Raw genomic sequence first — 26,191 nt, forward strand, 5'->3', positions numbered from 1 at the left:
GTTAAATTTTATTTAGGATTTTTAAATACTTGAATAATTCTGAAATGAATTCAGTATACTTTTCTGCCTGGCTGCTTATCATAAAGCTGTTAAGGCGATTATCAATGCTGGAAAAACCAACCTTAAACTTTGCCTTAGACTTTAATGTTGCCAGTAAAAGCGGTGCTTTCTCTATATCATAGTAGCTAATAAGCATATCAAAGGGTTTATTGATAAAAGCAGCAACGTCTTCTTTAGCAAATGTACCGCCTACAGATATGTCTTTTCGGGTATAGTGACAGCAGTCTACTATTTCTTTAGGTTTTATTTTTTCCTTAAAACTTAATGTTTCGATATTACTCCTCTTGAACCCCATACCGATCAACTCGGTTATCAACCCCTCTTTGTCAGCAAAATAGCTCTCATCAATAAGGATACCAATGGTATTTATAGCGTCGGGAGAAGTTGCCGGTTTATATCCCGGTAAACTTTTCTTAATTATTTTTTTAAGGCCAAAATCTTTAATAAACTTCAAAAACATAGTACTTTTACTTGTCGATTACAAAAATAATTCAAATATAGGTCATTGCAATGAGAATCTTCAAAAAGTATAACACATACGCAACACGGTTTGTTTTATTTTTAACACTACTTCCTTTTTTCGCTGCCTGCGCCACAACAGGGCTTCATAACACCAAAATTGAGGCCAGAAAAACGCCCATAACAGCATCGCTTCCTGAAACGGCATCCATAGAAAATTTTATAGCACCTTACAGGATACAGTTAGACAAAGACCTTGACAGCGTTTTAGCCTACGCTCCCGAAACATTCGACAAAAGTAAAGGCAAATGGAGCAACCCAATGGGCAACCTGCTTGCCGAAGCCACTTTTGCAAAAGCTGACAAATTATTCTTTGCGAAAGAAAACAGGCATATAGACCTCTGCATGCTTAATCACGGCGGCATACGATCCATTATCCCCAAAGGTCAGGTTACAACCCGTACAGCTTTTGAGATCATGCCTTTTGAAAACAGCGTTAAGATCGTAGCCCTTAAAGGCACACAGGTACGCGAAATGGCAGCCTATATTGCGCGCGAGAAGAGGGCACATCCTCTGGCAGGTATAACCATTACGCTTGATGCCAATGGTATGGTAAAAAACATTACAGTACAAGGAAAACTTCTTGACAACAACACCGTTTATTATGTTGCCTCTATAGATTACCTGATAGGCGGTGGCGATAACATGGCATTCTTTGCCACAAACGAAGGCGTGTTTGACCCTGACTATAAGCTTCGTGACCTGTATCTTGATTATTTTAAGGAAACAGACACATTGCCAATAATAACCACCCAGCATATTATAACAGAATAACGCATGAAAAGAAGGGATTTTATACAGAAAACCGCAGCGGGTTCTGCACTGGTACTGGGAGGACTTTCGCTAAACAGCTTTAGTGCACCTAACATAAAGAAGATAACCATACTGCACACAAACGATGTGCACAGCCATATTGACCCTTTTCCTGTAGACGACCCTAAATATCCAAACATGGGCGGTGCGGCAAGAAGAGCAACGGCCATACAGCAGATACGACAGGAAAACCCCAATACATTACTCTTAGATGCAGGCGATGTATTCCAGGGAACGCCCTATTTTAACTATTATGGCGGCGAACTTGAATTTAAGCTCATGAGCATGATGCAGTATGATCTCTGCACTATGGGCAATCATGATTTTGACAACGGCCTTGAAGGATTCCACAAGCAATTGCCACACGCCAAGTTCGATTTTGTGTCTGCTAATTACGATTTTAAGAACACAATACTGGACGGAATAATAAAGCCATACAAGATCTTTATAAAAGATGGTATTAAGATTGGCGTTTTCGGATTGGGGATTGAGCTTTCAGGGCTTGTGGAAAAGAAAAACTACAAAGAAACAGTATATAACGACCCGTTAGGTGTAGCCCAGGATATGGCACGCATATTACGCCATACCGAAAAGTGCGACCTTGTTATATGCCTTTCACATCTCGGGTTTATGTATAAAGACGAATCGTCTAAAATATCCGACCTTACCCTTGCCCGAAACACTAAAGATATAGACCTTATTATTGGCGGCCACACCCATACCTTTCTTACCAAACCGTACATCGAAAAAAATGCAGATGGTAAAGAAGTGCTCGTAAACCAGGTAGGCTGTTACGGACTTAACCTTGGCCAGATCGATTTTTATTTTGAAGAAGGCAAAATGTCGTCTAAAGGAAGGACTATAGCGGTTTAATTCAGCGGCTGACGCATTTTCTTTTTCACTAAACGCGAAACAACCAGTATTACAAGCAGGCACATACCTGTTTGCAGGAAAAAAAAGAATACTGTTGCAATAAATTGCGTCCATAGCCCAACAAAAATCATAGATTGTTTACTACTTACCAGAATCTTAATTACGTTGATTGCAAAATTGGGTACCAGATAGCAAACCATAAGATACAGTATGGCGACAATTTTATCTTTTCTTTCCAGCAGAAAGCTCCTGCTTTCGGATGTAAACATCCATACCGCTGTTACTACGGGCAACAGGATGTATATAGGTATCAACAGCATGTAATCAACATCTGCCAATAAAAAAGACACGCTAAGCTGCAGCACAATGGCGAGTATAACGGAAAACACATAAAATCTCCTGAATAATTCCTGCAGGCTGTGTTTTGGTTTTATAAACTCTTCTTCGTTAATCAGGTCTTCCATAACAGTTATTTAAAAAGGCGTTTTTGTCTCCAATTGAATATGGGCATAATTACAGCCAGCGGCACTACCGCAAAAACGGCGAGTACAGCTAATGCTTCGCTATAACCTCCTTCAGAAATTATAATTAGCGAAACCGGGACATAAAAGACACATAACAGAAAAAACAAACCCAAAGCAACAGTGCCAAACGATGCCGTAAGAAGTTTCTTTTGCCCAAAAATCATGTAAATGACAATTAATAGCGGAATTATAAACACCATGAAACCAATATACATTGACTTGACATGAAAAACAACGCTCATAATCCCGAGTAAAGCAATCAACGCTATCAGACTCCCGACGGCTATCAGGTAGCATTTCCTGAAATATTTCCAGGGATTGAAATATTCCTTAGTAATAAATTCGTCCTCATCGAGCAGGTCTTCCATGTGGTAATGATTGGTGACGCTAAAATAGCAAATTACCTCAAATACCCAACTACCTCAACTGCTGTATAGGGGTAACAGTGATGGAATCCTCGTGGGCAAAATGGGTTTGAGGCACGACCAGCGGGATAATACAATCTACCGAAGATGTAACCTGGGCTTCCTCGCTGCGCTGTCCGCAGGAGATAATGAAAAGCAATAAAAATGTACAACTAACTTTCATATTATGGAAAATAAATACATCCTGTCTGCGTACAAACAGGATGCATTGCATTAATTAACAAAAAAAACTATTGTTTAAGCACTGATATTTTCTCTATCTGGATATCATCGGCCTTATTGCCGTTAAAGCCAAGTATTGAAACATCAAACGCCTGTTTTGCCATAGCCTGGGTATCTACAGCCTCATCGGTAATATCGAAGGTAAACGTTTTGGTTTTCCTTGCATGTGCTTTAACAGAAGAGGTATGGTTGTGCTTATGGTCGGCACCAAAGAAGGTCATGAAACCGGCAAAATGATCGTTTTCCGGGGTAGCCTTAACGTTGGTTGGCAGGTTAAGGTACACCTCAAAGTCACCTTTAGGCACTTTAGCAAACGATACTGTTACAGTAAGAATAAGCATCTCCCCTTTTTTGTTCTTTTCCGACATCAGCACTACGTTTTTGCCTTTAGCATTAGGAAGCGACACTTTGATATCTTTATTCAGCGCTACCCTTTTAGACGAAATAGAAAGGGTATCGCCCTTGCTGAAGTTTTTTACGCTGAAAACAAGCGGAGATTTCTCAACCGGCTTAGGTTCCACTTTAGTATCGTCAAAATCATAATCCATGGTGTACAGCATATCCACAACCTGCTCCATGGTGTAAGTAACTTTTTTACCGTTCTCATCAAAGAACTGGTATTTCCACGGCACTTTTTGCAGTTCTGCAAGCAGCACCTGCTTACCGTTAGCCGAATTGGTCCACTGCTGCCATATCCTGTCGATGTTAGAATGGTGCAGCCAGAAAATAGGGTCGAAACCGGCTGTAGCAACCTCAGCCATCATGCCGTCGGTCTTTTTCTGCCATATCTCGTTGTATTTTGCCTTGCCTAAGGTATCATTGCCATACCCTATGTAATTGTGCATGGCACCATGAGGGGCAGCATCAATATTTTCGTTGTACAGCGCATAAGTATTGTATTCGTTAAGCTTGGTAAGGCTTATCCTCCTCACGGTTTTACCGCTTATCGGCTGGCCGTTCAGCAGGCTGTCAAGGCGTGCAGACTGGTACAGGCTTGACGATTTATCACTGAATATGGCAGGAAGCGTTCGGTTTGTCGCCTCATCTGTGGTATTGGTGTAACCCCAGTACGGAAGCGCAAAATCGGCTTTGCCTGAAACTTTACGGATGATCTTTTCAAAATGGTAGATAAACATCCTGTGCCATACCAAAAAGTGGATCTGCTCTGTACCTGCATCGGTATGCGTACAGTTGTCCCATGCATCTTTAAGGTCTTTGTAGGTTTGGTAATCAGGGCACAGCTTGTTGGCACCCACAATAGTATCAGGCACCCAGTGGATAGCACCCTGGTAGTACCAGCTTGTAGGGTCGTCGCAGCCCTTTTTCTTCATGATCGCAATGGCTTTTGCCAATGCCTCAAGGTCTTTTTGAGCTTCAGGAGAATGAGCATTTTTCCTAACATAACGCTGGTTAGCCGATGTGCCTGTAACTGGCGCATCCTCTTCGGTCGAGGCTTCTTTTTTACACGAAGCCAGCACTGTAAGGGCCAGCAATAGTAAACAGGTAATTTTTTTCATAAATACGGTTTATTGGTTGTCCTGCAAAATTAGAACAGCCAAACAACCTGTGTAAGAGTATTTTTACCTGATTTTTTTAGTTTATTACAGCGCTAATTAATTCATTCGCTGGCGCATTCTATGATAAAAAACAATTACGGTTAGTATTTAAAAAACAAATAAAAAAGTGTTTAACCATTTAAAAATCAACTTTAACATTAGAAATTATAATTTCAGTCGTCATACAAAAGAATTATCTTACTAAAATAAATTATACTTGCATTGATTTACAGTCGACGGTAAACAAATTAATCAATTTATTATTAAATTTTATGAAAAGATTCCTAATGTCAGGACTATTAATTCTGACTATTTCAACAATTACTCTTGTTTCATGTTCTGAAGAAGATACTATCGAAACCAGAGATCGCTTCAACACAAAAATTGATCCTCCTAAATCAGGAGGTATTCTTTTCGGAATAACTATTGGCAGAAATTCTTTGGGCTGTGATGGAATTGGTTTTTGTAGAGTGAAAGATGCTAAAGTTACCGTCGGTGGTGTTTCCGTTAACATACCTCAATTAGCACCCATAAAACAAGTAAATGTTATCACTCCAGCTCCTCCAGGACCAACAAATGGTCCATTTCCTATACCTCGTCCGGGCCCGTCTAATAGAACTTATTCAACAGGCGTTGCAAGTTATTTAAGAATAGAGTTTTTTGATGACGGATTAGAAGACTCAAGGCCAAATTTAACTTATGCAAAAATGATGTTTGGTGGAAACAATATAATATTAGAGGAACCGTTTATTTTTGACACATCAATTTGGGATCAAAAAGACATTAAAAATTTCACCTCTGATACTGGCTCTTTTCCAATAACGTTAAACCCAGAAACTGGTCGTTATGGCATTACTTTAACAGGGACTTTAGAATAACTTATGAAGAAACTTTTGTTCACTTTAGTTTTTATTATACCTTTCACTGCGGGGGCTCAAAACAAAAAAAAACCTGCAGCACATTTTGAATGGGAAAACAACACAACTCTTACTAAATTTTTAGAAGAGAATGATGTCGAAATAAATATAAAAGACCTTGCTACCCTTGATTATATCGGTTCATGGGCCTATTTTAATAATAATAATTTCATACAGGTGCCAAGTGCTATTTTTTTTAATCGTGAAGGATATAGGATTGCAAAAGACTTTGTGGGAGAAAAATGTTCTCAAACCATCAAAGACATGGACAAAATAGATACTTATAAGGTTAATAAAGATGAAAACATTAATGACTGGGTAAGTAAATATATGGCATTCCCATTTACTACAGAACCTGTCTTTGGCGAACCTTTTGATGCTTATGTAATTATCTTTTATTGCAAATGCCTAAACTCTTATGATGATGTAAATGCAACTTCTTTTAGATGGTATAAATCATTGAAAAACAACAACAAGGTTAAAGTTAAAGTCATACTTCTAAATCTTGATATTCAAGATACTTGGGAACTCAACGATGAACAAAAGAAAGCAATAGGTTTACAATAAACATAAGGGCAGCTAATTGCTGCCTTTATGTTTTAAGAAGATCTTCTTACTCCTGGTTTATTAAAAAAACCTTATTTTAGCCTTACTAAATAATTACAATGATATCTGAAACCCAATTTCAGCACGAACTCCAGCTTATTATAGAAAATGCCATCCGCGAAGATGTAGGCCCCGGCGATTACAGCTCGCTTGCCTGTATTCCTGCTTCGGCTGCCGGAAAGGCAAAACTGCTTGTTAAAGACAACGGCATACTTGCAGGCGTGGCTTTTGCACAGCAGGTTTTCACTTATGTAGACCCGCAATTAGAAATAGAAGTTTTTATACACGACGGTACTCCCGTAAAATACGGCGACGTGGCTTTTCACGTTTCGGGAAGTTCGCAGAGTATCCTTAAATCCGAACGCCTGGTACTTAACGCTATGCAGCGCATGAGTGCTATTGCCACCAAGACCGCCAGCTATGTAAAACTTTTGGAACGCACAGGCACTAAAGTGCTTGACACCCGCAAGACCACGCCGGGCATACGTGCCATTGAAAAATGGGCTGTAAAGATAGGCGGCGGCGAGAACCACCGTTTTGCCCTGTATGACATGATCATGCTTAAAGATAACCATATTGACTTTGCCGGCGGCATCACCCCTGCCATACAAAAAACGCAGGAATACCTTAAAGCCAACAACCTTGACCTTAAGATAATTGTTGAGGCACGCGATATTGAGGAAGTCCGTGAGATCATTTCAAATCCGGGCATCCACCGTATACTGCTTGATAATTTTGATTATGCGCAGACCCGCGAAGCTGTTGCCCTCATAGGCAACTACTGCCAGACCGAATCGTCGGGTGGTATCAACGAAGACACCATGCGCCATTATGCCGAATGCGGTGTTGACTATATTTCGTCGGGCGCGCTTACGCATTCTATCTACAATATGGACCTTAGCCTAAAAGCAATTTAATGTCGGCAGAACTGGAACATAAACTGGAACGCATCCCCGTACTCAAGTACCTCGTTCGGTTTGGCAAAAGCATTAAGCTGCCCTATGGTGACGGCTTAACGCTGTACCACCTAATGGAACTTTACATTACAGGCATCGTAAAAGGCGATCTGTCGTACCGTGCCGGGGCCATTGCCTTCAGTTTCTTTATGTCACTTTTTCCGTTTGCGCTTTTCCTGCTCAACCTAATTCCGTATATCCCGTTAGAGGGGTTTCAGGACGATTTTATGGAATTCGTGTCAGACAACGTTCCTCCGAATACTTTTGGTGCTATTGAAGGCATATTGAAGGACATCCTGAACAACAGCCAGGGCGGACTGCTTTCCGTCGGTATCCTTTTAGCCGTTCTCCTTATGAGCAACGGCATCAATGCCCTGCTGAGCGGTTTCCAGAACAGCCTACACATTACCATAAAACGCACTTATTTTAGACAATATGCCCTTGCCATAGGGCTTTCACTGATATTTACACTGGTGCTTATCGTGACTGTAGCAACTATCGTAACGCTTGAGGTTATCATGCATACCCTAACCACCCGCGGTTTTCTGAACGATGACGTTTGGCTCCTTAAGCTCGGGCGCTACGCTGTACTTATCGCCATGGTTCTTATTATTACTTCACTAATGTTCAAGTTTGCCGCGAAAGAAACAAGAACATCGGCATTCTTTAGCTACGGTTCGGTTTTAAGTACTGTTTTATTTGGCTTAACATCTTATGGATTTGGTATTTATGTATTGCGATTTGCCAAGTACAACCAGCTTTACGGATCTATTGGCACGCTACTTGTATTAATGCTATATATATGGATCAACTGCTTTATTTTGCTCCTTGGGTTCGAATTAAATGCGCTGATTCATAAATTAAAAAGAAAAAATTTATATATTTAACAAAACCAAATAGCATTACTTATGAAAAAAGCAATTTTCACATTTTTACTAGTAGCCGTGGCGGGCATCTTTTCTGCATCTGCGCAGAGCGTAACAGGCAAATGGAAAACCATTGACGACGAAACCGGCCAGGCAAAATCTGTTGTTGAAGTTTACGAACAAAACGGTAAACTGTACGGCAAGGTGGTCGAGATACTTAACCCTGCAAAAAAAGATTCTAAATGCACCAAATGCAAAGGCGCCGATAAGGATAAACCTATCAACGGACTTGTAATTATAAAAGGCCTGAAAAAAGACGGCAACGAATGGACCGATGGCGATATCCTTGATCCAAATAAAGGTAAACTTTACAGCTGTACCCTTAAACTTGACGGCGCTGACAAACTTAGCGTAAGGGGTTATGTAGGCATCTCTATGCTTGGCAGAAGCCAGACATGGCACAGGGTGAAATAAAGTAGACAGTTGCAGTTTTCAGTTGACAACAGTGTCATTTTGAGCGTAGCAGCGAAATAGAAGAATTTCATTTTAAGTATACAAACACTTCCTAACGGAGGTGTTTTTTTTGCCTCACTACCGAGCTATCGGGACTCTCCAAGAAGATGGGAGCCAACAATGGACTTTAGACTTCAGACATCTGACTTCGGACATCCGACTTACAACAACTACAAACCATAAAAATCTTATATTTGTATTTCAAATTCCATATATGCCTTTTTTCATAGAAGTTGTACTGCCGCTATCGTTACCCAAACCTTTTACCTACGCTGTCAATGAGGCTGAATATGCCTTTTTACAGACCGGTATGCGCGTAGCAGTACCCTTCGGAAGAAACAAGATATATACAGGACTGGTGCTGACCAAACACCAGACTCCGCCGCAGCTGTACGAAGCAAAAGACATCCACCAGATACTTGACGATTTTCCGCTGGTTACCCAAACACAGCTGGACCACTGGCAGTGGATTGCCTCCTACTATATGTGCAGCCTTGGCGAAGTATACAAGTCGGCGATGCCGGGCGCATTTCTGCTGGAAAGCGAAACCCTAATCACTTCCCGCCCCGATTTTAACGCCGAGAACGAACAGCTCTCTGACGATGAATACCTGGTTTATGAAGCACTGCAAACCCAGTCGGCACTAAAGGTACAGGAGGTTGTCTCGATACTCAATAAAAAGACAATACTTCCGGTAATCAACAGGCTTATCGCTAAAAATGCGATTTCGCTACAGGAAGAGATCAACGAAAAATATAAACCAAAAACCATACGCTACATCCGCCTTCAGGGGGAATTCCTGAAACAGGAACAGCTTAGCGAACTTATGGAGGTACTATCGCGTGCGCAAAAACAGCGTGATGCGGTGATGCAGTTCTTTCAGCTGCAGGCATCGGTTAAAAAACCGATCACCGCTAAAATACTTACCGAAGCAGGCGTTACCGCTGCCGTTATAAAAGCATTGGTAGACAAAAATATTTTTGAGGAATATTACCTTGAAGAAGACCGCATACAGTTTGACAATGCAACCAATACCGGATTTGGCCTCAGCCCAAAACAACAGCAGGCCTTTAACGAGATAAAAACAAGTTTTGAGCAGAAGGACGTAACACTTCTTCATGGTATCACGTCAAGCGGAAAAACAGAGATCTATATAAAACTCATAGAGGAATTTATCGCGACAGGCAGGCAGGTATTGTATCTCCTTCCTGAAATTGCGCTTACCACACAGTTGGTTGTCAGGCTTACAGCCTATTTTGGCAATCAGGTTGCGGTTTTCCACTCTAAATATTCTAATAACGAACGTGTAGAAACCTGGCAGCAGGTCCTGGCAGGCTCAGAAAAGGCAAAGGTTGTAATAGGTGCACGTTCTGCCCTGTTCCTGCCGTTTGAAGACCTCGGCCTCATAGTTATAGATGAAGAGCACGAGCAGACCTTTAAACAGGTTGACCCTGCCCCACGCTACCACGCCCGCGATGCGGCCATTGTATTGGCTAACCTTCACAAGGCAAAGGTATTGTTAGGGTCGGCAACTCCCGGGATTGAGACATATTACAATGCCACTCATGGTAAATATGGCTACGTGACGCTAAGGGAGCGTTTTGGCAATGTCACGCCGCCGGAAATCATACTTATCGATATCAAAGACAAGTACAAGCGCAAACGCATGACAGGCCACTTTAGCGATGAGATGATAGATGCTATTACCGAAACGCTGTATAATGGCAAACAGGTAATACTTTTCCAGAACCGCAGGGGATTTTCGCCCTGGGTGGAGTGCATGACGTGCGGCCACGTTCCGCAATGCCCGCAATGTGATGTGAGCCTTACCTACTATAAATACAAGAACGCGCTGCGCTGCCATTACTGCGGCTACAACATCGCGAACCCTACCAATTGCCACAAATGCCATTCTACCGACCTTAACACCAAAGGCTTTGGCACAGAACAGATAGAAATGGAGCTCAAGTCGCTGTTCCCCAATAAGAATTCGTGGCGCATGGATCAGGACACCACACGTGGCAAACATGGCTACGAGAAGATAATAGACTCCTTTAAGAACAAGGAAATAGACATACTGGTAGGCACACAGATGCTTGCCAAAGGACTTCATTTTGACAATGTAGGCATGGTGGGAATCCTTAATGCCGACAACATGCTTTTTCAGCCCGACTTCAGGGCATTTGAACGCGCTTACCAAATGATGGTTCAGGTAGCGGGCCGTGCAGGCCGTAAAGGCGACAGAGGAAAAGTTTTTATACAGACGTACAATCCGCTGCATAACGTTATCCAGCAGGTTACCACAAACGATTATGAAGGCATGTATAAGGAACAGTTATATGAAAGGCATAACTTTAAATACCCTCCTTTTTACAGGCTTATACGCATAACTTTAAAACACAGGGATTACGAAAAGCTGAAAGACAGCGCACTGTGGCTGTATAATGTACTATCGCAAAATTTAGGGATACCTGTACTTGGACCCGAAGAACCGGGAATAAACAGGATAAGAAATGAGTACATACGTACTATAATGGTAAAGATACCTTCGGCCGGCAATTCTTTGGGGGCGACAAAGAAAGCAATAGAAAAAATTCTTGGCAGTTTTGAGGCAGTACCTCAATACAGGCCTGTAAGGGTTACAATAAATGCAGATCCTTATTAGGCTTTGTTAAGCGCTTTTGCCAGGTCTTCCTTTTTATTCCGGCTCAGCGGAATTTTAGTAGTACCTATTTCGGCAAATTTGCTGTTAAAGCGGTCTACCTTTTCAGTATTTATGATAAACGATTTGTGTACCCGGAGAAATTTATCGGCCGGCAGCTCATTTTCAAAAGATTTCATGGTAGAAAGCACCAGGTGGGTTTCGTCTTCGGTGTTTAATTTGATATAATCACCATAAGCCTCAATCCATTTGATCTTAGCGATAAAGATCTTGAAGTTTTTAAGATTACTCTTTATAAAGATAAATTCCCCGTCGTCATCAGTACTTTCCTTTTTGCGCTGTGCAGCGTCAATAGCTTTAAGTACTGCCTTATTAAAACGATCTTTGGTAATTGGCTTATGAAGGTAATCTACGGCGGCATAGTCAAACGCCTTTAATGCATAATCCGATTTAGACGATACAAAGATAATCTGTGGCCTTGTCTTGAGTCCGTCAAGAAGGTCAAATCCGCTCTGAACAGGCATTTCGATATCCAGGAACAGCAGGTCTACATTTTTGTTAAGAATGCAGTTCCTTGTCTCCGACGCATTGGAGAAATCACCTACAAGCGTCAGGTCAGGATGTTCGTTGACCAGTTTTGCGACAGTTATCCTATGTATTGTACTATCATCGACAACAACACAGTTAAGTTTCATCAGCAGCTTTTAGTTAATAATGTTCAGTATTTTTTTTTGGATTCTGTTGGATAAATACAAATATAAACAAAAAAACGGTTTTTTAACATTTTAAAATCCAAATTTACCTGTTGCTAATTAAATATTATTTACTATTTTTGCACCCAATTTTATAACAAATAAATATTTTTATTATGAATCACTATGAAACTGTTTTCATCTTGAATCCCGTTTTATCTGAAACCCAGGTAAAGGAAACAGTAAGTAAGTTTGAAGATTATCTTACTTCCCGTGGAGCCAAGTTTGTAGCAAAAGAGGATTGGGGCTTAAAAAAATTAGCTTACGAAATCCAAAACAAAAAAAGCGGATTTTACACGCTTTTCCAATTTGAAGCTCCGGCTGAGGTATTAATCGGATTTGAAACTGAATTCCGTCGTGACGAAAGAGTTATGCGTTTCTTAACTGTAAGCCTTGACAAACACGCAATATCTTGGGCAGAAAGAAGAAGAGAAAAACTAAAAGCAGCTAAAGCAAACTAATTATGTCAACAATAGAACAGTCAGCTAAAGGAAAAAAAGACGGGGATATCAGATATCTTACGCCTTTAAACATAGAGACGAACAAGACTAAAAAGTATTGCCGTTTCAAAAAATCAGGTATCAAATATGTAGATTACAAAGATCCTGATTTCTTATTGAAGTTTGTTAACGAGCAAGGAAAGATCCTTCCTCGCCGTTTAACAGGTACTTCTTTAAAATACCAAAGAAAAGTGTCTGTAGCTGTAAAAAGAGCACGTCATTTAGCATTAATGCCATATGTGGCTGATTTATTAAAATAAAAACGAGTCATTGTAATGGAACTTATACTTAAGCAAGACGTTCAGAATCTAGGATTTAAGGACGATGTAGTTACAGTTAAAGCCGGATATGGCCGTAACTATCTTATACCACAAGGATTTGCTCAAATGGCAACTCCTACAGCTAAAAAAATACTAGCTGAAAACTTAAAGCAACGTGCATTTAAAGAGCAAAAAATCGTTAACGACGCTAAAGTTGTTGCTGAAGCTCTTAAAGCTCTTGAAATAAAAATTACTGCTAAAGCAGGTGGCGAAAAACTATTTGGTTCTGTAACCAATGCTGATATCGCTGAAGCTTTAGAGAAAGCTGGACAGCCTATTGACAGAAAGTTCATCACTAGCGGAATCGTTAAACGTACAGGTAAATATACTGCTAACGTAAGACTTCACCGTGACGTAATCGTTGAGCTTCCTTACGAGATTGCTGCTGAGCAGGAAAATAAATAATCATTTGTGATTATATTTAAAAGCCTTCCTAACGGAAGGCTTTTTCTTTTTATATAGAGCCACAAATTACACAAATCTTCACAAATTATATTTTAAGCAAGATGAATTAGTGGAAATTTGTGAAATTAGTGGCAAAACTTACCTGATATGAAATACGCAAGACTTACTAAAGAACAACTGGAAGAGCTGCATGAAGAATTTATACGCTTCCTTGCCTCACAAAAGATAGATAAAGCCGAATGGGATACCCTGAAACAGGAAAAACCGGAGGTTGCCGAACAGGAAATAGATATTTTCTCTGACCTGATATGGGATAACGTACTTGAAAAAGCCGAATGGCTGGAGCACTACTCTAAAAACCATATCTTTCTCTTTAAACTTGAAAAAACCGGCATGGAGAGCATCGTAATACATGCCCACAACAGCCACGCCGACTTTATGACCGAAGGCGGGCTTGCTTGGCTTAACGAAAACATCTTTTCTGATGATGTGCACCTTACCCGTGGCAAGAAAGATTTTGGGGAATACCGAAGCCTTGAAATATTCAACCTGATTGAACAGGGCGCTATCTTGAGCGATGGTGTTCTTTATGCACAGATTGAAGATATGTTTTAAATCGCCGAAAGGCGATTTTTATTTGTTCTTTTGTCTTAAAACAAAAAAATATCGCTAGCTATTGGGAGCTACTGAAGTATAATATTATTCTTTAGTTATTCTGTCTAGTTCTTTCAATATAGTAGGAATTCTGAAATCACCATGCATTTTTTTGATATGAGATGTCGCGACATTTTCATCAATACCTATAGCCGAAACATATAAAGGCTTTGTACTTTTACCCCTTAAAACTTCTTTGACTTTTTTACTATTAGCATGAAAAGGATTTTTTGCCACTCCTATAACTGGTATCCGTCTACTTAGTAATTCCCATGTATAATAACCCAATCCCGGATGGCGGTTGTTATCAGTATAAATATGCCCATCAATAATAACTTCAGTCACTTAAGAAAGATCAACCTTGTCAATGATTTTTTTAATAGATGGTAATTCTCTCTTGTAGAATTCTCCGGGCACGTAGTCGGCCACATCATCTATATATTCTATAATTACTTCAGATGGCATAGAATCATGCCATCCAAAAAGAACCCCTACAGCTTTTGCCTTTTCAGAGTAGTAATAAACATCTATTGCCAAGACTCTTAATTCGTTCATTAAATCAACTACCCTCTCAGTCTCTTTTCCTGTACCATCATAAATAACAAACATAATTAATCGACCTTTACTTGTCCACCTTTTATAATGTTCAATAATTCTGTTATATTTTATATAACACTCCTCTTCCATTTGCCCGTTGTTATAAAAACCCCTGTTAACTCCATCCTTGTAGCCGTTTTTATACTCTTCTTCGCTTAATAAAATACCATTTTCGTAATATTCAACAATAATACCTGTAAAGGGAAGCCCTTTATAATTAAGTATTTCGCCACCACCCGCATCAAAACCTGCATTTTCCAAATCATCATATAAAACTCTGAGCATGATATTTAAATATATAAGATTTTTTAAGGACAATATAAGTAAAATATGCAAACAACATTTCTCATTATTCAAAAGTTGGTTAAATTAGCAGGGCAAACAAAAACTATTCAATGGATACCCTTCAAACCATTCAGGCACTGCGCGAAGAGCTTAACCAGCATAACTACAATTATTACGTATTAGACAATCCTACGATATCTGATTTTGACTTTGACATTAAACTCAAAGAACTTCAGGCACTTGAAGAAAAGCACCCTGAATATTTTGATGAAGACTCCCCTACACAGCGTGTGGGCGGCGCAGTAACCAAGAATTTCAATACTGTTGTACACGAAAGGCGAATGTACTCGCTTGACAACGGCTATTCTAAAGAAGAACTGCTGGAATGGGAGAAACGCGTGCAAAAAGGCCTGGGAACAACCGATGTTGAATTTGTTTGCGAACTGAAATATGACGGCGCCTCTATTAGTATTACCTACGAGAACGGAAGCCTTGCAAAGGCCGTTACCCGCGGTGACGGGTTTCAGGGTGATGATGTTACCACAAACATAAAAACCATACGTGCCATTCCTTTAAAGCTTAAAGGAAACGATTATCCTGAAAAATTTGATATACGCGGAGAGATCATCCTTCCGCTGGAGGGTTTTGCAAAGATGAACCAGGAACTTATAGAGATAGGCGAAACACCTTACTCTAATCCGCGCAACACGGCATCGGGCAGCCTGAAACTGCAAGACAGCGCCGAGGTAGCCAAACGTCCGCTGGACTGCCTGCTGTACTTTGTGGTAGGCAACAGCCTGCCCTTTAAAACCCAGTACGAAGGGCTTGAAGAAGCGCGCCAATGGGGCTTTAAAGTGCCTAACCAGTCTAAGCTTGCAAAAAGTATGGACGAGGTTTTTGCCTTTATAGACCATTGGGACACCCACCGCCACGACCTGCCGTATGAAACTGACGGCGTTGTTATAAAAGTAAACGACCTGCACCAGCAGGATGAATTGGGCTACACTGCCAAGTCACCGCGCTGGGCTATTGCCTATAAATTTAAAGCCGAGCGTGTATCTACACGTTTAAATTCTATTTCCTACCAGGTGGGAAGAACGGGCGCTATTACACCTGTTGCCAACCTTGAACCTGTGCAGCTGGCAGGTACAATCGTAAAACGTGCCTCATTGCACAATGCCGACCAGATTGAAAAACTGGACGTGCGCGTAGGCGATGAAGTTTTTGTTGAGAAAGGTGGCGAGATCATCCCGAAGATTATTTCGGTAGACTTTACAAAACGTCCGGAAGACTCCATGCCTACAATTTATATTGATAAATGCCCGGAATGCTTTACCGAGCTGGAACGCAAAGAAGGCGAAGCTCAGCACTACTGCCCTAACTTTTACGGCTGTCCACCACAGATCATTGGGCGAACACAGCATTACATTTCGCGTAGGGCGATGGATATTGAAGGCCTTGGCGGCGAAACTGTCGCCCTGCTGTACAACGCCGACCTGGTACACAATTATGCCGACCTGTATGAACTTAAAAAAGAGCAGGTTATCCCCTTAGAGCGCATGGCTGATAAGTCGGCGCAGAACCTGATTGATGGTATAGAAAAATCTAAAGAAGTGCCGTTTGAACGCGTATTGTATGCTCTCGGTATTCGATACGTAGGAGAAACCGTTGCTAAAAAACTCGCTAAGCATTATAAGACTATCGATAATCTGGCGAATGCCTCACTTATGGATTTAATATTGGTTGACGAGATTGGCGAGCGTATCGCACAAAGCGTAATTACATTCTTTGAGAACGAAGAGAACCGAAAAATAGTTGAGCGTTTAAAGGGTTACGGCGTTCAGCTTGAAGCCGTGGCAAAGGCAGACACTAGCGTAAGCGATAAGCTTGCCGGTAAAACATTTGTGGTATCGGGCGTGTTTGAGAAATTCAACAGGGACGACCTTAAAAAAGCCATTGAAGATAATGGAGGTAAAGTAGGCAGCTCAATATCATCTAAAACACACTATGTGATTGCGGGAGATAACATGGGCCCTGCAAAACTAGAGAAAGCCAACCAGCTTGGTGTAGCAATTATAAGTGAAGATGATTTTATAGCCCTTATAAACGGTTAGTTATGAGATGTATGCTGTTTGCCTTAATATCACTATTTGCAGTGTCCTGTCAGGAAATGGCCGACAAACCGAAAGAACAGGTTATTAAAGGCACTCCGCTTATACTTCAGCCCAAAGATGAGTATGCAGGTACCTATAAAACTGTAAATGACAGTACCGAAACCTATAATTGTAACCTTAGCCTGAACATAGCAAAAAGTGCCTATGGCTATAGTTATCATCTTGTTACCGACAAAAGAAATGCAAAAGGGAGTGCTGGTATCAAAAAACATAGCGACGGAACTTACATTATCTTGAACAACCTGCCGTGGGATGAATATGAAGGCGACGTTAATAACGAGGAAGCCGGGCAAGAGCAAAAAGAAGTGCCATCAGCGGTTACAGCATTAATAAGCGGTGACTCCATCACGATTCAGAATTATGGCAATGCAATGAACAGTTATACCGTTTTAAGTGAATGCGGAAGAAAGTATATTGTCTTGGTCAGACATAAAAAAAGCAATTAAATTTCTTATAAAAAATGAGAAACCATATAAAATTCATATTCGTTTTAGTGCTGATATTTTTGAATCTGAACAAATGTAAAGCACAAGACACAGAAGAAGACAGAAGTAAAAAACGTTTAGAAAGGGCAATAAATTATGAGGACAGCCTTGCAAAAGCAATGAATTGGAGACCTTTAAAAGACGGCTTTTCAATAAGTAAATATGGAGACATAGGGTTTAAAACTTCTTATATTGTATCGAGAGAAGCTGTCACGACTTATAGAACTTTTTTTGGATGCTGCAATGATGGAAAGTCTTTTAAAGACGTAATAGACATTAAAACAATCAAACAAATAGGTGGAGACTGGGCATGGGGTGGCTATTTTAAAGACAAGAATTATATTTACCATTTTTGGGGAAATTCAGGAGGAGGAAATTTTGAAATTGTAAATGAAGCTGATTATGCAACTTTTGAAATTGTAAATAATTGCTATGGGCGAGACAAAAATCATATTTATGATATGCGCTTTGGCCTAATGAAAGAGATTAACCAAAAAGAATTTAAAATATTGCCAAACGGGAATACGTGCATTGCAAAATATATGAATATTTATTATCAAGGTAACAATCCTATAAGTATGGAGGATATGAATGACACTGAAATAAAAAAAGCTATAAAGGAACTTGATAGATATATTTCAAAAACTAAGCACCTCAGCAACTAAGTCCCTCAGAACCTTTTTAGAAATGAATATAAAACTCCTCGCCATAGGCAAAACCGACAATAAAGCATTACAGCAGCTTATTGATGATTATACCAAAAGGCTGTCATTTTACGTAAAGTTTGAACTGGAGATCATTCCCGATATCAAGAACGTAAAAAACCTTAGCGAAGCACAGCAGAAAGAGAAAGAGGGCGAACTCATACTCTCCAAGCTCTCCCCTACCGATCAGCTGGTTTTACTCGACGAAAATGGCAAGAACTTTAGCAGCGTAGGCTTCTCTGAGGAATTGCAGAAGAAAATGAATTCGGGTATCAAAACGCTGGTATTCGTTATTGGCGGACCCTACGGATTTAGCCAGGAAGTGTACAGCAAGGCGCAGGGAAAGATATCTTTATCGTTAATGACCTTCTCCCACCAGATGGTGCGTTTATTCTTTATTGAGCAGGTATACAGGGCGTTTACGATACTACGAAACGAACCTTATCACCACCAGTAAATTTGGGTATTTGCGGATTTGGTTATTCTAAACTCCTTAACCTAAGATTACTCGGCGCGGCCTTTGTCAATATATTTTCCGGTTTGTTTATGATCTATGGAATGCAGCGTAAGGACATAATGGTCTAGTTTATATTCAGTAGAAACAACAAGAGCCTCAGGTTTCCCATCCCTGTAAATTGTATCGTTACTAATGTATAACCCCCGGGTTTTATTTCCTGAAAAAGTGATCATATCGCCGAGGTTGTAACCATCGGAGGCTTTCCATTTGCGTACAGATACGATATCTTCATTTGTTTGTTGGCAGCCGATAAGCAGCAGTATTGCAGACAGGCAGGTAATTATTTTCATAACCCCAATTTACTAAAAATTTTTATTGCCTCCACCGCTTCTTTCACATCATGGACCCTTAAGATTTTTGCTCCCTTACTTAAAGCCACTGTATTTAAAACAGTTGTACCGTTAAGTGCTTCTTGTGGTGTAGTGTTTAACAGTTTGTATATCATCGATTTTCGTGACATCCCTGCAAGTATTGGCAAATCGGTAAGGTTAAAAAGCTCCATTTTGGCAAGCACTTCATAATTCTGCTCCAATGTTTTGGCAAAGCCAAAGCCGGGATCTATGATAATATCATCTATGCCAAAACTTCTTGCCGCATTTATCCTTTCAGAAAAATAGAGCATCATTTCCTGGACGATATCGTCATACTGCGTTAGCTTAACCATGGTTTGCGGTGTACCCCGCATATGCATCATGATATAGGGTACTTTCAGTTGGCCTACCGTTTCCAGCATCCTGTCATCAAGGTGACCGGCAGCGATATCATTTACTATGGCAGCACCGTTTTCTATGGCAGCTTTTGCAACAGCCGCGCGAAAGGTATCTACAGAGATAAGTGCATCAGGAAAATGTTTAATAACAAGTTCTACCGCAGGAACCATACGTGCAATCTCCTCTTCTTCGGAAACGAATTCGGCATTTGGCTTAGAGGAATAGGCGCCGATATCTATAAAATCGGCACCATCTGCCAGCAGTTTTTCTGCCTGGTGTAAAAATTTACTGTCGTTGTTATAATTTCCCCCGTCAAAAAAAGAATCGGGTGTGCAGTTAAGTATACCCATTACTTTGGGTTGCGATAAATCTACCAGCCTGCCTCTACAGTTAATCAACATAGCGTCTATTTTTAAATCGCCCTTGCCGTTAGGGGGCTTTTTTATTACATTTGAAAAAATTATACACCACAAAGATACTACTTAAATGAGTACTACTTCTCAGGAATATGATGGCGTTACTGCCATTTGCAGGCAGCTTTACATCAACAAAATGAAAGATTACGGTAGTGCATGGCGCATTTTACGACTGCCATCGCTCACCGACCAGATATTTATAAAAGCACAGCGTATACGCAGTCTCCAGGAAAATGAAGTCCGCAAAATTGATGAAGATGAAACCGGAGAATTCATAGGTATCATTAACTACTCTATAATGGCGCTTATTAACCTGGATATGGGTGTCGCCTTACAGCCTGATCTTGATGTAGAGGAAGCTGCACGCCTGTATGACGAAAAACTGCAGCTAACCAAAACCCTTATGGAAGCTAAAAACCATGACTACGGCGAAGCATGGAGGGATATGCGCATCAGTTCGCTAACCGACCTGATCCTGCAAAAGATACTCCGCGTTAAGCAGATTGAAGACAACAAAGGCAAGACCCTGGTTTCTGAAGGTATTGATGCCAATTACCAAGATATGATAAACTATGCTGTGTTTGCCCTTATCCTATCGAAATTCGGTCAATAACAAGTCATTAACAAATTGAAAGGGCTTATGCCTTATTTTTGAGAAAAAACTTATACTCATGGAAAACTTCAAGAAATATATCCCCTGGACCATACGAATTGTAATTGCTGTGCTGTTTTTAATTTCGGCAGCAGCCAAAATGTATCCGTCGCCTTATTTTGCGATTTCTACATTTGAGGTAAAACAGCTATATCCGCTTGGTTTTTCTCCTGAAGTTGCAGTTTACTTTTCAAGAACGCTTATAGGTATTGAGTTTGCACTCGGATTACTGATACTTCAGCCGCATTACCTGAAACGTTTTGTTACTCCTGCTACTATACTTATGCTGGTAGTTTTTATAATACACCTGACCATAGACACAATAGTACACGGAAATTCAGGAAGCTGCGGCTGCTTTGGAAGCCTGCTCCCTATGACTCCGGTAGAAGCTATCATAAAAAACATAGTTGCCGTTATCCTTTTGGTATGGCTTTATAAACTTCTTCCGGCAGGATCTGACAAAAATAACTTTTGGATACTTACTACGGTAACGCTTGCTGCAATACTTGGCGTATTCATGAGTGCTCCTATTCAGCCGGCACAGCACGAACCTGCCACGGTAGATGCTGCCGAAACAATTCCTGCAGGGAATTCAGAATTCAGTACTATTGCCACAGAAGACAGCACCAATACTACACTACCTGCTGTGAAAATTCCGACTACAGAAACTGAACCTGCTACCGAAACGAAACCCGCTGCCGACGAGCCTGCTCATGTAAAATCGGTGTACTCGCAGTATTTTGCCAATGCCGATAAGGGTAAAAAGATAATAGGTTTATTTGCCCCGGGATGCGAACACTGCATGGATACAGCAAAACAGCTTACAGAAATGAAGGCTAAAAATAAAGACTTCCCTGAACTTGAGATCATATTCATGGATGAGGAAGCCGAGAAAATACCTGACTTCTTTAAGTTTGCAGGTGCGCAATATCCTTATAAAGTAATTGATATCATTACCTTCTGGAAGGTTTTAGGCAATGCCAACGATACTCCGGGTGTGGTTTACCTTTGGAATGGTAACAAGATCAAAGAATGGGATGGCATCAACGAAAGAAAATTTGTGGCTTCCCAGCTGATGAGCGTGTACAAAAAATCGTATTCTCAGGTTAAGAAGTAGTTTTTAGTATTTAGAAGTTAGATTTGAGATAATAGATGATGGACCGGAATCAAAATACTGATAAAAATCAAGCCTCACTTTTATTAAAGGTACTACCCAAGGCTCCTATCGCTTTTTTATGCTTTCTTGGATTCCTTACAAAAATGTTGTTCATTTTAATTATTGAACCGTTTAAAAAGAAATAATGGATACTATAAAACAAAGAAGTCCATTGAGAAGTATACTTATTGCAATTGTATTATTTCTTCTTGGCCGCAATATTATTCTGGCGCAGAATCATCAAATTGATGGTGCAGAAGATATTTTTCGACAGCTTTCAGGGTATTTTACTATAACTCTGGCTAGTTTGCTAGCAATAGTTACGGTTTACAGAATAATAAAAGATATATTTCCGAAACGTGGTTAAATACTTTCTATATAAAACAGGATATGCTTTACTCACGCTTTTTGGTGTGGTAACTGTCATATTCTTTTTGTTCACAGTACTTCCTGGTGATCCTGCGCGCATGATGCTCGACCAGAATGAAAACTCAGAACAACTGGCGCTCATCAAAAAAAAGTATGGTTTTGACCAGCCCGTTTCTACGCAGTACCTATATTACATTAATGATTTACTTCCCATATCTTTTCACAGCAGAACAGAGGGCGATTATACCTATCTGGCGGAAGGAAAATATAATGCTGCAAAATTATTTACCATTGGCAGCACGACTACAGTTATAAAGACGCCCTATTTGCGTGAAAGCTTCCAGAAAAGTGGCAAGAAAGTTACACAGGTTATAGGCGATACACTGCCTAATACAATAGTACTTGCGTTTTTTGCAATCATAATCGCAATAGTTGTTGGGATTATCTTCGGGATCATTTCAGCGTTATATAAAGACACGTGGATAGACAGGTCAATTGCACTTGTGAGTACGCTGGGCATGAGCCTTCCCTCCTTTTTTGCAGCCATATTGTTTGCATGGCTGTTTGGGTTTCTACTGAATAAATACACACACCTTGACATGACCGGAAGCCTGTATGAGGTAGACGATTTTGGCGAGGGGTCATATATCAAATGGAAGAACATCATATTACCCGCCATCGTATTGGGCATACGCCCGCTTGGTGTTGTAATTCAGCTTATGCGTAACTCGCTGCTTGAAGTGCTTAGCCAGGATTACATCCGTACGGCAAGGGCAAAAGGATTGAGCGAACTGCGCATCATCCGTAAGCACGCGCTTAAAAACTCCCTTAACCCTGTAGTCACAGCCATATCAGGATGGTTTGCATCGATGCTCGCCGGAGCCGTGTTTGTAGAATACATCTTTGGGTGGAACGGCCTTGGCAAAGAGGTGGTGGAAGCCCTAAATACACTCGATCTGCCTGTCATTATGGGGTCGGTGCTGGTAATTGCAACTACATTCGTGATTATTAATATACTTGTAGACCTTATCTATGCTTACCTTGACCCAAGGATTCGATTAAGCTAAAACTCGTCCATGAAAAAAATCATAGCTTTTATTGTCCTGTTGTTGTCATTCTGCATGAGTATACAGGCACAGGATGCAGACACTAAAGAAACGCTAAAAAGCTATGATAAGGCAAACGACACCTTATTGATGACGTATTTTAAGGCAAAAGCAAATGAAGTACAACTAAAAGAATTGGGAAGAGACAGTTTGCCTGAATCGTACAGGTACAGGATTTCAAAAGTACACTACTCTCCTGACAACGCTTTTAAAATATTTGTATTTTCCGGTATGGTCAGAGATGGCGAAACTTCTATTGGATTCCATTATTCAGTGACACAATTTGCTTCAGGATATATAGAGGAAAAATCCGGATTTTCTTATATTTATAATATTACAGCGGCTGGTAAAGGCAGTTATATAATTATAGATTATGACACTTTTTCGGACGAAGATGTCCAGACCCACATTCTAAAGCTGAAACAATACAGGTTAGAGAATAACAAACTTGCACTGCAACAACTTGTAACCAACGATACAAATATACCTGTCGCATTAAAAGACTATTTCAGTAAAGACAAAACATCTTTTCTTGTCGCACTCCCTTTAGATACGCCGTTTAAGCATGACTTTATTACCTACGACACCAAAAAAAAGACGATAAGTTACAACTACACCTATTACCCCGGAGCAGCAAACCACTATCCTGATTACATACCACAGAATATGGTACCTAATCTAAGGGAGCATCTCATAGTAACAGGCTCTTTTAAGCTGGACAATGGTACCATCTCGGGCTTTAAAGAGGAGTATCAAAAAACGTTATAGTTAACAACTATGGTATTTTTTTAGTTAACGGCAGAAGTTTGTTCGCCGCCTTATTGTAAATTTGTTACTCTTTAATTTAGAAAAATGAAAAAATTACTTTTATTACCTATATTTCTGTTAAGCATAGTATCGTGCACGCAGGCTCAGGACACTGCTTTTACAAAAGCAGCCCTGGATTCTAAAATGACTGCCCTTGACGGCAAAGAAGTTACCTTTAAAGATGTGCTTGCCAAACATAAAGGCAAGACCGTTGTAATAGATGTATGGGCATCATGGTGCCCTGACTGCATTAAAGGAATGCCAAAGGTACACGACCTGCAAAAGCAGTTTCCTAATGTAGCTTATGTATTCTTATCGTATGACAGGGTCGACGACAAATGGAAAGAGGGCATTGAAAAATATGCTGTAAAAGGCGACAACTACCACGTAGGCAAAAGCATGAAAGAAGGCGACTTTGCAAAAGACATCAAGCTGGACTGGATTCCGCGTTACATGGTGGTAGACAAAAACGGAAAAATTGCATTGTTTAAAGCCATAGAGGCAGATGATGCAAAACTTATAGCTATTCTAAAAAAACTTAAATAATGAGAAAACAAATCGTTGCAGGAAACTGGAAGATGAACAACGACAGCGCACAAACTGAAGCGCTTCTTGCTGAACTGATCGAGAAAAAACAAAATGGCGGCCTTGCTAAAGTTGTAGTAGCGCCTACATTTGTTAACCTTCAGGCTGCAGTTAACCAAACTGCAGGTACAGGTATTATTGTTGCTGCACAAAACATGCACCAGGCAGAAAATGGCGCTTACACAGGCGAAATTTCTGTAGGTATGCTTAAAGGCATCAATGTAAATACTGTAATCTTAGGCCACTCTGAAAGAAGGGCTTACTTTGGGGAAACCAATGCATTATTGGCTCAAAAAGTAACTACTGCACTTAAGCATAATCTTACCATTATCTTCTGCTTCGGTGAAGAGCTTGCAGACAGGCAGTCGGGCGGTCACTTTAACCTTGTTGAAGCGCAATTGACACAAGGTCTTTTCCACATTGCAGAAAGCGACTGGAACAACGTCGTTCTTGCTTATGAGCCAGTTTGGGCTATTGGTACAGGCGAAACAGCTTCTCCTGAGCAGGCTCAGGAAATGCATGCCTTCATCCGTAACCTTATTGCTGCAAACGTAAGCGAGACTGTGGCTAACAATACTTCTATCCTTTATGGAGGAAGCGTTAAAGCAGATAACGCACGCGAAATTTTCGGTAAACCGGATGTTGACGGCGGGCTAATTGGCGGAGCGTCGCTTAAAGCAGATGATTTCCTTGCTATTGTAAACGCCATCTAATTTTTAGATACGATATACTATAAAAAACGCGGTAAGAGATTACCGCGTTTTTTTTATATCTGTATCGATTGTTATTACTTTGCTTCTTTAAGCACCATATCAATAGTTATGGCTCCTGCAAGGATGGCAAGCTTGTTCTTTTTATCTGCATAGTCATCGTTGATAACAACGTTATACTTATCGGCTGTAGTAAAGATTTCTTTCATTGCGCCTGCCCATTTCTTAGAGATAGCCCCTATCTGGTTTTCTTTAGCATCGCTGATCTTAAAGTTCCATGCTTTCCAGTCGCCTGTAATCTGCCCAACCACAACACCCGCGTTGTCTGATATCTTAAAGGTAGGTTTAAAAAGTTTAAACTTCTGCGCAATGCTGCCCACAGGCACACCATTAGCATCGGTAATTACAATCTTAGACATCCAGAATGTCCACCCCCTTGAAACCGTTGCCTGAACTTTACCATCAAGGTTTACGATCTCTAACATAAAAGGAAGCATTCCTTTATTTAAAAGCAGCCTTAAAAGCTTCTGCCCTGTTGTAAGTTTCTGTTTTATGGCACCAATATGCTGTCCTTTATCATCATAAAGCTGATACACATTCTCAAATTTAAAAAGGTTTACCTTTTCGTCAATAAAATAACTGTTAGATTCAAAAAAATCAGAACTCATAATTATAATCTATCCCTACTCATAAGGCTTTTCGGTATACGCCCCGTTTATTAAAGTGGGTTCTGGCATCCACTATGATTGATTGAGTGGAGGCGAAAGTAAATAAA

At 40.4% G+C, this 26,191-nt stretch carries 34 protein-coding genes; 23 read left to right on the forward strand and 11 right to left on the reverse strand.

The annotated features are described in order from the left end of the window. Window position 1: 1 nt before the first annotated feature. Entirely contained in the window at window positions 2-520 is a 519-nt protein-coding gene (locus R1T16_RS16185) for a DUF6913 domain-containing protein (protein WP_317502173.1), read from the reverse strand. A 50-nt stretch (window positions 521-570) separates the two neighbouring features. Here R1T16_RS16185 and R1T16_RS16190 point away from each other — a divergent pair, with 50 nt between their 5' ends. Beyond that, window positions 571-1,353, forward strand: coding sequence for a 5'-nucleotidase (locus tag R1T16_RS16190; RefSeq protein WP_317502174.1), 783 nt, complete (start codon window positions 571-573; stop codon window positions 1,351-1,353). A gap of 3 nt (window positions 1,354-1,356) precedes the next feature. Further along, window positions 1,357-2,265, forward strand: a complete 909-nt coding sequence (locus R1T16_RS16195; protein WP_317502175.1) for a metallophosphatase — start codon at window positions 1,357-1,359, stop codon at window positions 2,263-2,265. Here R1T16_RS16195 and R1T16_RS16200 read toward each other — a convergent pair. The 4 genes from R1T16_RS16200 to R1T16_RS16215 all read right to left on the reverse strand — a co-directional run bounded on the left by R1T16_RS16200 (window position 2,262) and on the right by R1T16_RS16215 (window position 4,953). Next, on the reverse strand, window positions 2,262-2,729 hold the full coding sequence (locus tag R1T16_RS16200; RefSeq protein WP_317502176.1) for a hypothetical protein: 468 nt from the start codon (window positions 2,727-2,729) through the stop codon (window positions 2,262-2,264). The two genes, R1T16_RS16195 and R1T16_RS16200, sit on opposite strands and share 4 nt — an antisense overlap. A 5-nt stretch (window positions 2,730-2,734) precedes the next feature. Continuing rightward, window positions 2,735-3,157, reverse strand: coding sequence for a hypothetical protein (locus R1T16_RS16205; RefSeq protein WP_317502177.1), 423 nt, complete (start codon window positions 3,155-3,157; stop codon window positions 2,735-2,737). A gap of 49 nt (window positions 3,158-3,206) precedes the next feature. Further along, window positions 3,207-3,377, reverse strand: coding sequence for a hypothetical protein (locus R1T16_RS16210; RefSeq protein ID WP_317502178.1), 171 nt, complete (start codon window positions 3,375-3,377; stop codon window positions 3,207-3,209). Window positions 3,378-3,444: 67 nt separating this feature from the next. After that, window positions 3,445-4,953: a tyrosinase family protein gene (locus R1T16_RS16215; RefSeq protein ID WP_317502179.1), complete on the reverse strand. Its 1,509-nt coding sequence runs from the start codon at window positions 4,951-4,953 to the stop codon at window positions 3,445-3,447. 326 nt (window positions 4,954-5,279) lie between these two features. Between R1T16_RS16215 and R1T16_RS16220 the strand changes: the two genes are divergently transcribed. The 6 genes from R1T16_RS16220 to priA all read left to right on the forward strand — a co-directional run bounded on the left by R1T16_RS16220 (window position 5,280) and on the right by priA (window position 11,515). Further along, complete coding sequence (locus R1T16_RS16220) at window positions 5,280-5,870, forward strand: hypothetical protein (protein ID WP_317502180.1); 591 nt, start codon at window positions 5,280-5,282, stop codon at window positions 5,868-5,870. Between the two features lie 3 nt (window positions 5,871-5,873). Continuing rightward, window positions 5,874-6,476, forward strand: coding sequence for a hypothetical protein (locus R1T16_RS16225; protein ID WP_317502181.1), 603 nt, complete (start codon window positions 5,874-5,876; stop codon window positions 6,474-6,476). A 98-nt stretch (window positions 6,477-6,574) separates the two neighbouring features. Further along, window positions 6,575-7,432 carry a carboxylating nicotinate-nucleotide diphosphorylase gene (nadC, locus tag R1T16_RS16230; protein ID WP_317502182.1) on the forward strand — a complete coding sequence of 286 codons (858 nt, stop codon included), beginning with the start codon at window positions 6,575-6,577 and terminating at the stop codon, window positions 7,430-7,432. Beyond that, window positions 7,432-8,358 (forward strand): YihY/virulence factor BrkB family protein, encoded by a 927-nt coding sequence (locus R1T16_RS16235; RefSeq protein WP_317502183.1) that lies wholly within the window; start codon window positions 7,432-7,434, stop codon window positions 8,356-8,358. The genes nadC and R1T16_RS16235 overlap by 1 nt, the downstream gene beginning before the upstream one ends. Window positions 8,359-8,379: 21 nt before the next feature. Further along, window positions 8,380-8,811 carry a DUF2147 domain-containing protein gene (locus tag R1T16_RS16240; RefSeq protein ID WP_317502184.1) on the forward strand — a complete coding sequence of 144 codons (432 nt, stop codon included), beginning with the start codon at window positions 8,380-8,382 and terminating at the stop codon, window positions 8,809-8,811. Between the two features lie 253 nt (window positions 8,812-9,064). Further along, window positions 9,065-11,515 (forward strand): primosomal protein N', encoded by a 2,451-nt coding sequence (priA, locus tag R1T16_RS16245; protein ID WP_317502185.1) that lies wholly within the window; start codon window positions 9,065-9,067, stop codon window positions 11,513-11,515. Here the strand turns inward: priA and R1T16_RS16250 are convergent. Next, window positions 11,512-12,207 (reverse strand): LytTR family DNA-binding domain-containing protein, encoded by a 696-nt coding sequence (locus tag R1T16_RS16250; protein ID WP_317502186.1) that lies wholly within the window; start codon window positions 12,205-12,207, stop codon window positions 11,512-11,514. The genes priA and R1T16_RS16250 overlap by 4 nt on opposite strands. 173 nt (window positions 12,208-12,380) lie before the next feature. On the opposite strand from R1T16_RS16250, the gene rpsF reads away from it, so the two are divergent. The 4 genes from rpsF to R1T16_RS16270 all read left to right on the forward strand — a co-directional run bounded on the left by rpsF (window position 12,381) and on the right by R1T16_RS16270 (window position 14,104). After that, the gene (gene rpsF, locus R1T16_RS16255) at window positions 12,381-12,725 is read left to right on the forward strand and encodes a 30S ribosomal protein S6 (RefSeq protein ID WP_317502187.1); all 345 of its coding nucleotides are present in this window, start codon (window positions 12,381-12,383) and stop codon (window positions 12,723-12,725) included. Between the two features lie 2 nt (window positions 12,726-12,727). Next, on the forward strand, window positions 12,728-13,024 hold the full coding sequence (rpsR, locus tag R1T16_RS16260; RefSeq protein WP_020211613.1) for a 30S ribosomal protein S18: 297 nt from the start codon (window positions 12,728-12,730) through the stop codon (window positions 13,022-13,024). Window positions 13,025-13,039: 15 nt separating this feature from the next. Further along, entirely contained in the window at window positions 13,040-13,489 is a 450-nt protein-coding gene (gene rplI, locus R1T16_RS16265; protein ID WP_317502188.1) for a 50S ribosomal protein L9, read from the forward strand. A 147-nt stretch (window positions 13,490-13,636) separates the two neighbouring features. Next, window positions 13,637-14,104 carry a DUF6495 family protein gene (locus R1T16_RS16270; RefSeq protein ID WP_317502189.1) on the forward strand — a complete coding sequence of 156 codons (468 nt, stop codon included), beginning with the start codon at window positions 13,637-13,639 and terminating at the stop codon, window positions 14,102-14,104. A gap of 84 nt (window positions 14,105-14,188) precedes the next feature. Here the strand turns inward: R1T16_RS16270 and R1T16_RS16275 are convergent, their stop codons facing one another. Together R1T16_RS16275 and R1T16_RS16280 are read right to left on the reverse strand one after the other, a co-directional pair. Further along, complete coding sequence (locus R1T16_RS16275; protein WP_317502190.1) at window positions 14,189-14,488, reverse strand: hypothetical protein; 300 nt, start codon at window positions 14,486-14,488, stop codon at window positions 14,189-14,191. Continuing rightward, window positions 14,489-15,025 carry a hypothetical protein gene (locus R1T16_RS16280; protein WP_317502191.1) on the reverse strand — a complete coding sequence of 179 codons (537 nt, stop codon included), beginning with the start codon at window positions 15,023-15,025 and terminating at the stop codon, window positions 14,489-14,491. Between the two features lie 110 nt (window positions 15,026-15,135). Between R1T16_RS16280 and ligA the strand changes: the two genes are divergently transcribed. From ligA to rlmH, 4 genes are read left to right on the forward strand one after another with little or no spacing between them, the layout of a single operon-like run. Next, window positions 15,136-17,139, forward strand: a complete 2,004-nt coding sequence (ligA, locus tag R1T16_RS16285) for an NAD-dependent DNA ligase LigA (RefSeq protein WP_317502192.1) — start codon at window positions 15,136-15,138, stop codon at window positions 17,137-17,139. A gap of 2 nt (window positions 17,140-17,141) precedes the next feature. Continuing rightward, window positions 17,142-17,645 (forward strand): hypothetical protein, encoded by a 504-nt coding sequence (locus R1T16_RS16290; RefSeq protein WP_317502193.1) that lies wholly within the window; start codon window positions 17,142-17,144, stop codon window positions 17,643-17,645. A 14-nt stretch (window positions 17,646-17,659) separates the two neighbouring features. Further along, a complete protein-coding gene (locus R1T16_RS16295; protein ID WP_317502194.1) occupies window positions 17,660-18,349 on the forward strand; it encodes a DKNYY domain-containing protein in 690 nt (229 codons plus the stop codon). Between the two features lie 22 nt (window positions 18,350-18,371). Further along, a complete protein-coding gene (gene rlmH, locus R1T16_RS16300) occupies window positions 18,372-18,845 on the forward strand; it encodes a 23S rRNA (pseudouridine(1915)-N(3))-methyltransferase RlmH (RefSeq protein ID WP_317502195.1) in 474 nt (157 codons plus the stop codon). A gap of 47 nt (window positions 18,846-18,892) precedes the next feature. On the opposite strand, the gene R1T16_RS16305 is transcribed toward rlmH, so the two are convergent. Continuing rightward, window positions 18,893-19,195: a hypothetical protein gene (locus R1T16_RS16305; RefSeq protein WP_317502196.1), complete on the reverse strand. Its 303-nt coding sequence runs from the start codon at window positions 19,193-19,195 to the stop codon at window positions 18,893-18,895. Continuing rightward, entirely contained in the window at window positions 19,192-20,016 is an 825-nt protein-coding gene (gene folP, locus R1T16_RS16310) for a dihydropteroate synthase (protein WP_317502197.1), read from the reverse strand. Before folP ends, R1T16_RS16305 begins: the two co-directional genes overlap by 4 nt. Window positions 20,017-20,101: 85 nt before the next feature. Between folP and R1T16_RS16315 the strand changes: the two genes are divergently transcribed. The 7 genes from R1T16_RS16315 to tpiA all read left to right on the forward strand — a co-directional run bounded on the left by R1T16_RS16315 (window position 20,102) and on the right by tpiA (window position 25,419). Continuing rightward, the gene (locus R1T16_RS16315; RefSeq protein ID WP_317502198.1) at window positions 20,102-20,644 is read left to right on the forward strand and encodes a DUF1599 domain-containing protein; all 543 of its coding nucleotides are present in this window, start codon (window positions 20,102-20,104) and stop codon (window positions 20,642-20,644) included. A gap of 58 nt (window positions 20,645-20,702) precedes the next feature. Further along, window positions 20,703-21,800, forward strand: coding sequence for a thioredoxin family protein (locus R1T16_RS16320; protein WP_317502199.1), 1,098 nt, complete (start codon window positions 20,703-20,705; stop codon window positions 21,798-21,800). Between the two features lie 184 nt (window positions 21,801-21,984). Continuing rightward, on the forward strand, window positions 21,985-22,206 hold the full coding sequence (locus R1T16_RS16325) for a hypothetical protein (RefSeq protein WP_317502200.1): 222 nt from the start codon (window positions 21,985-21,987) through the stop codon (window positions 22,204-22,206). After that, entirely contained in the window at window positions 22,199-23,275 is a 1,077-nt protein-coding gene (locus R1T16_RS16330) for an ABC transporter permease (RefSeq protein ID WP_317502201.1), read from the forward strand. Before R1T16_RS16325 ends, R1T16_RS16330 begins: the two co-directional genes overlap by 8 nt. A gap of 9 nt (window positions 23,276-23,284) precedes the next feature. Then, complete coding sequence (locus R1T16_RS16335; protein WP_317502202.1) at window positions 23,285-24,082, forward strand: hypothetical protein; 798 nt, start codon at window positions 23,285-23,287, stop codon at window positions 24,080-24,082. 84 nt (window positions 24,083-24,166) lie between these two features. Next, a complete protein-coding gene (locus tag R1T16_RS16340) occupies window positions 24,167-24,667 on the forward strand; it encodes a TlpA disulfide reductase family protein (protein ID WP_317502203.1) in 501 nt (166 codons plus the stop codon). Further along, complete coding sequence (gene tpiA, locus R1T16_RS16345; RefSeq protein WP_317502204.1) at window positions 24,667-25,419, forward strand: triose-phosphate isomerase; 753 nt, start codon at window positions 24,667-24,669, stop codon at window positions 25,417-25,419. The genes R1T16_RS16340 and tpiA overlap by 1 nt, the downstream gene beginning before the upstream one ends. A gap of 74 nt (window positions 25,420-25,493) precedes the next feature. On the opposite strand, the gene R1T16_RS16350 is transcribed toward tpiA, so the two are convergent. Next, window positions 25,494-26,084: a phospholipid scramblase-related protein gene (locus R1T16_RS16350; RefSeq protein WP_317502205.1), complete on the reverse strand. Its 591-nt coding sequence runs from the start codon at window positions 26,082-26,084 to the stop codon at window positions 25,494-25,496. Between the last annotated feature and the right edge of the window lie 107 nt (window positions 26,085-26,191).

It is taken from the genome of Flavobacterium sp. DG1-102-2, from assembly GCF_033042555.1.
Classification (GTDB): domain Bacteria; phylum Bacteroidota; class Bacteroidia; order Flavobacteriales; family Flavobacteriaceae; genus Flavobacterium.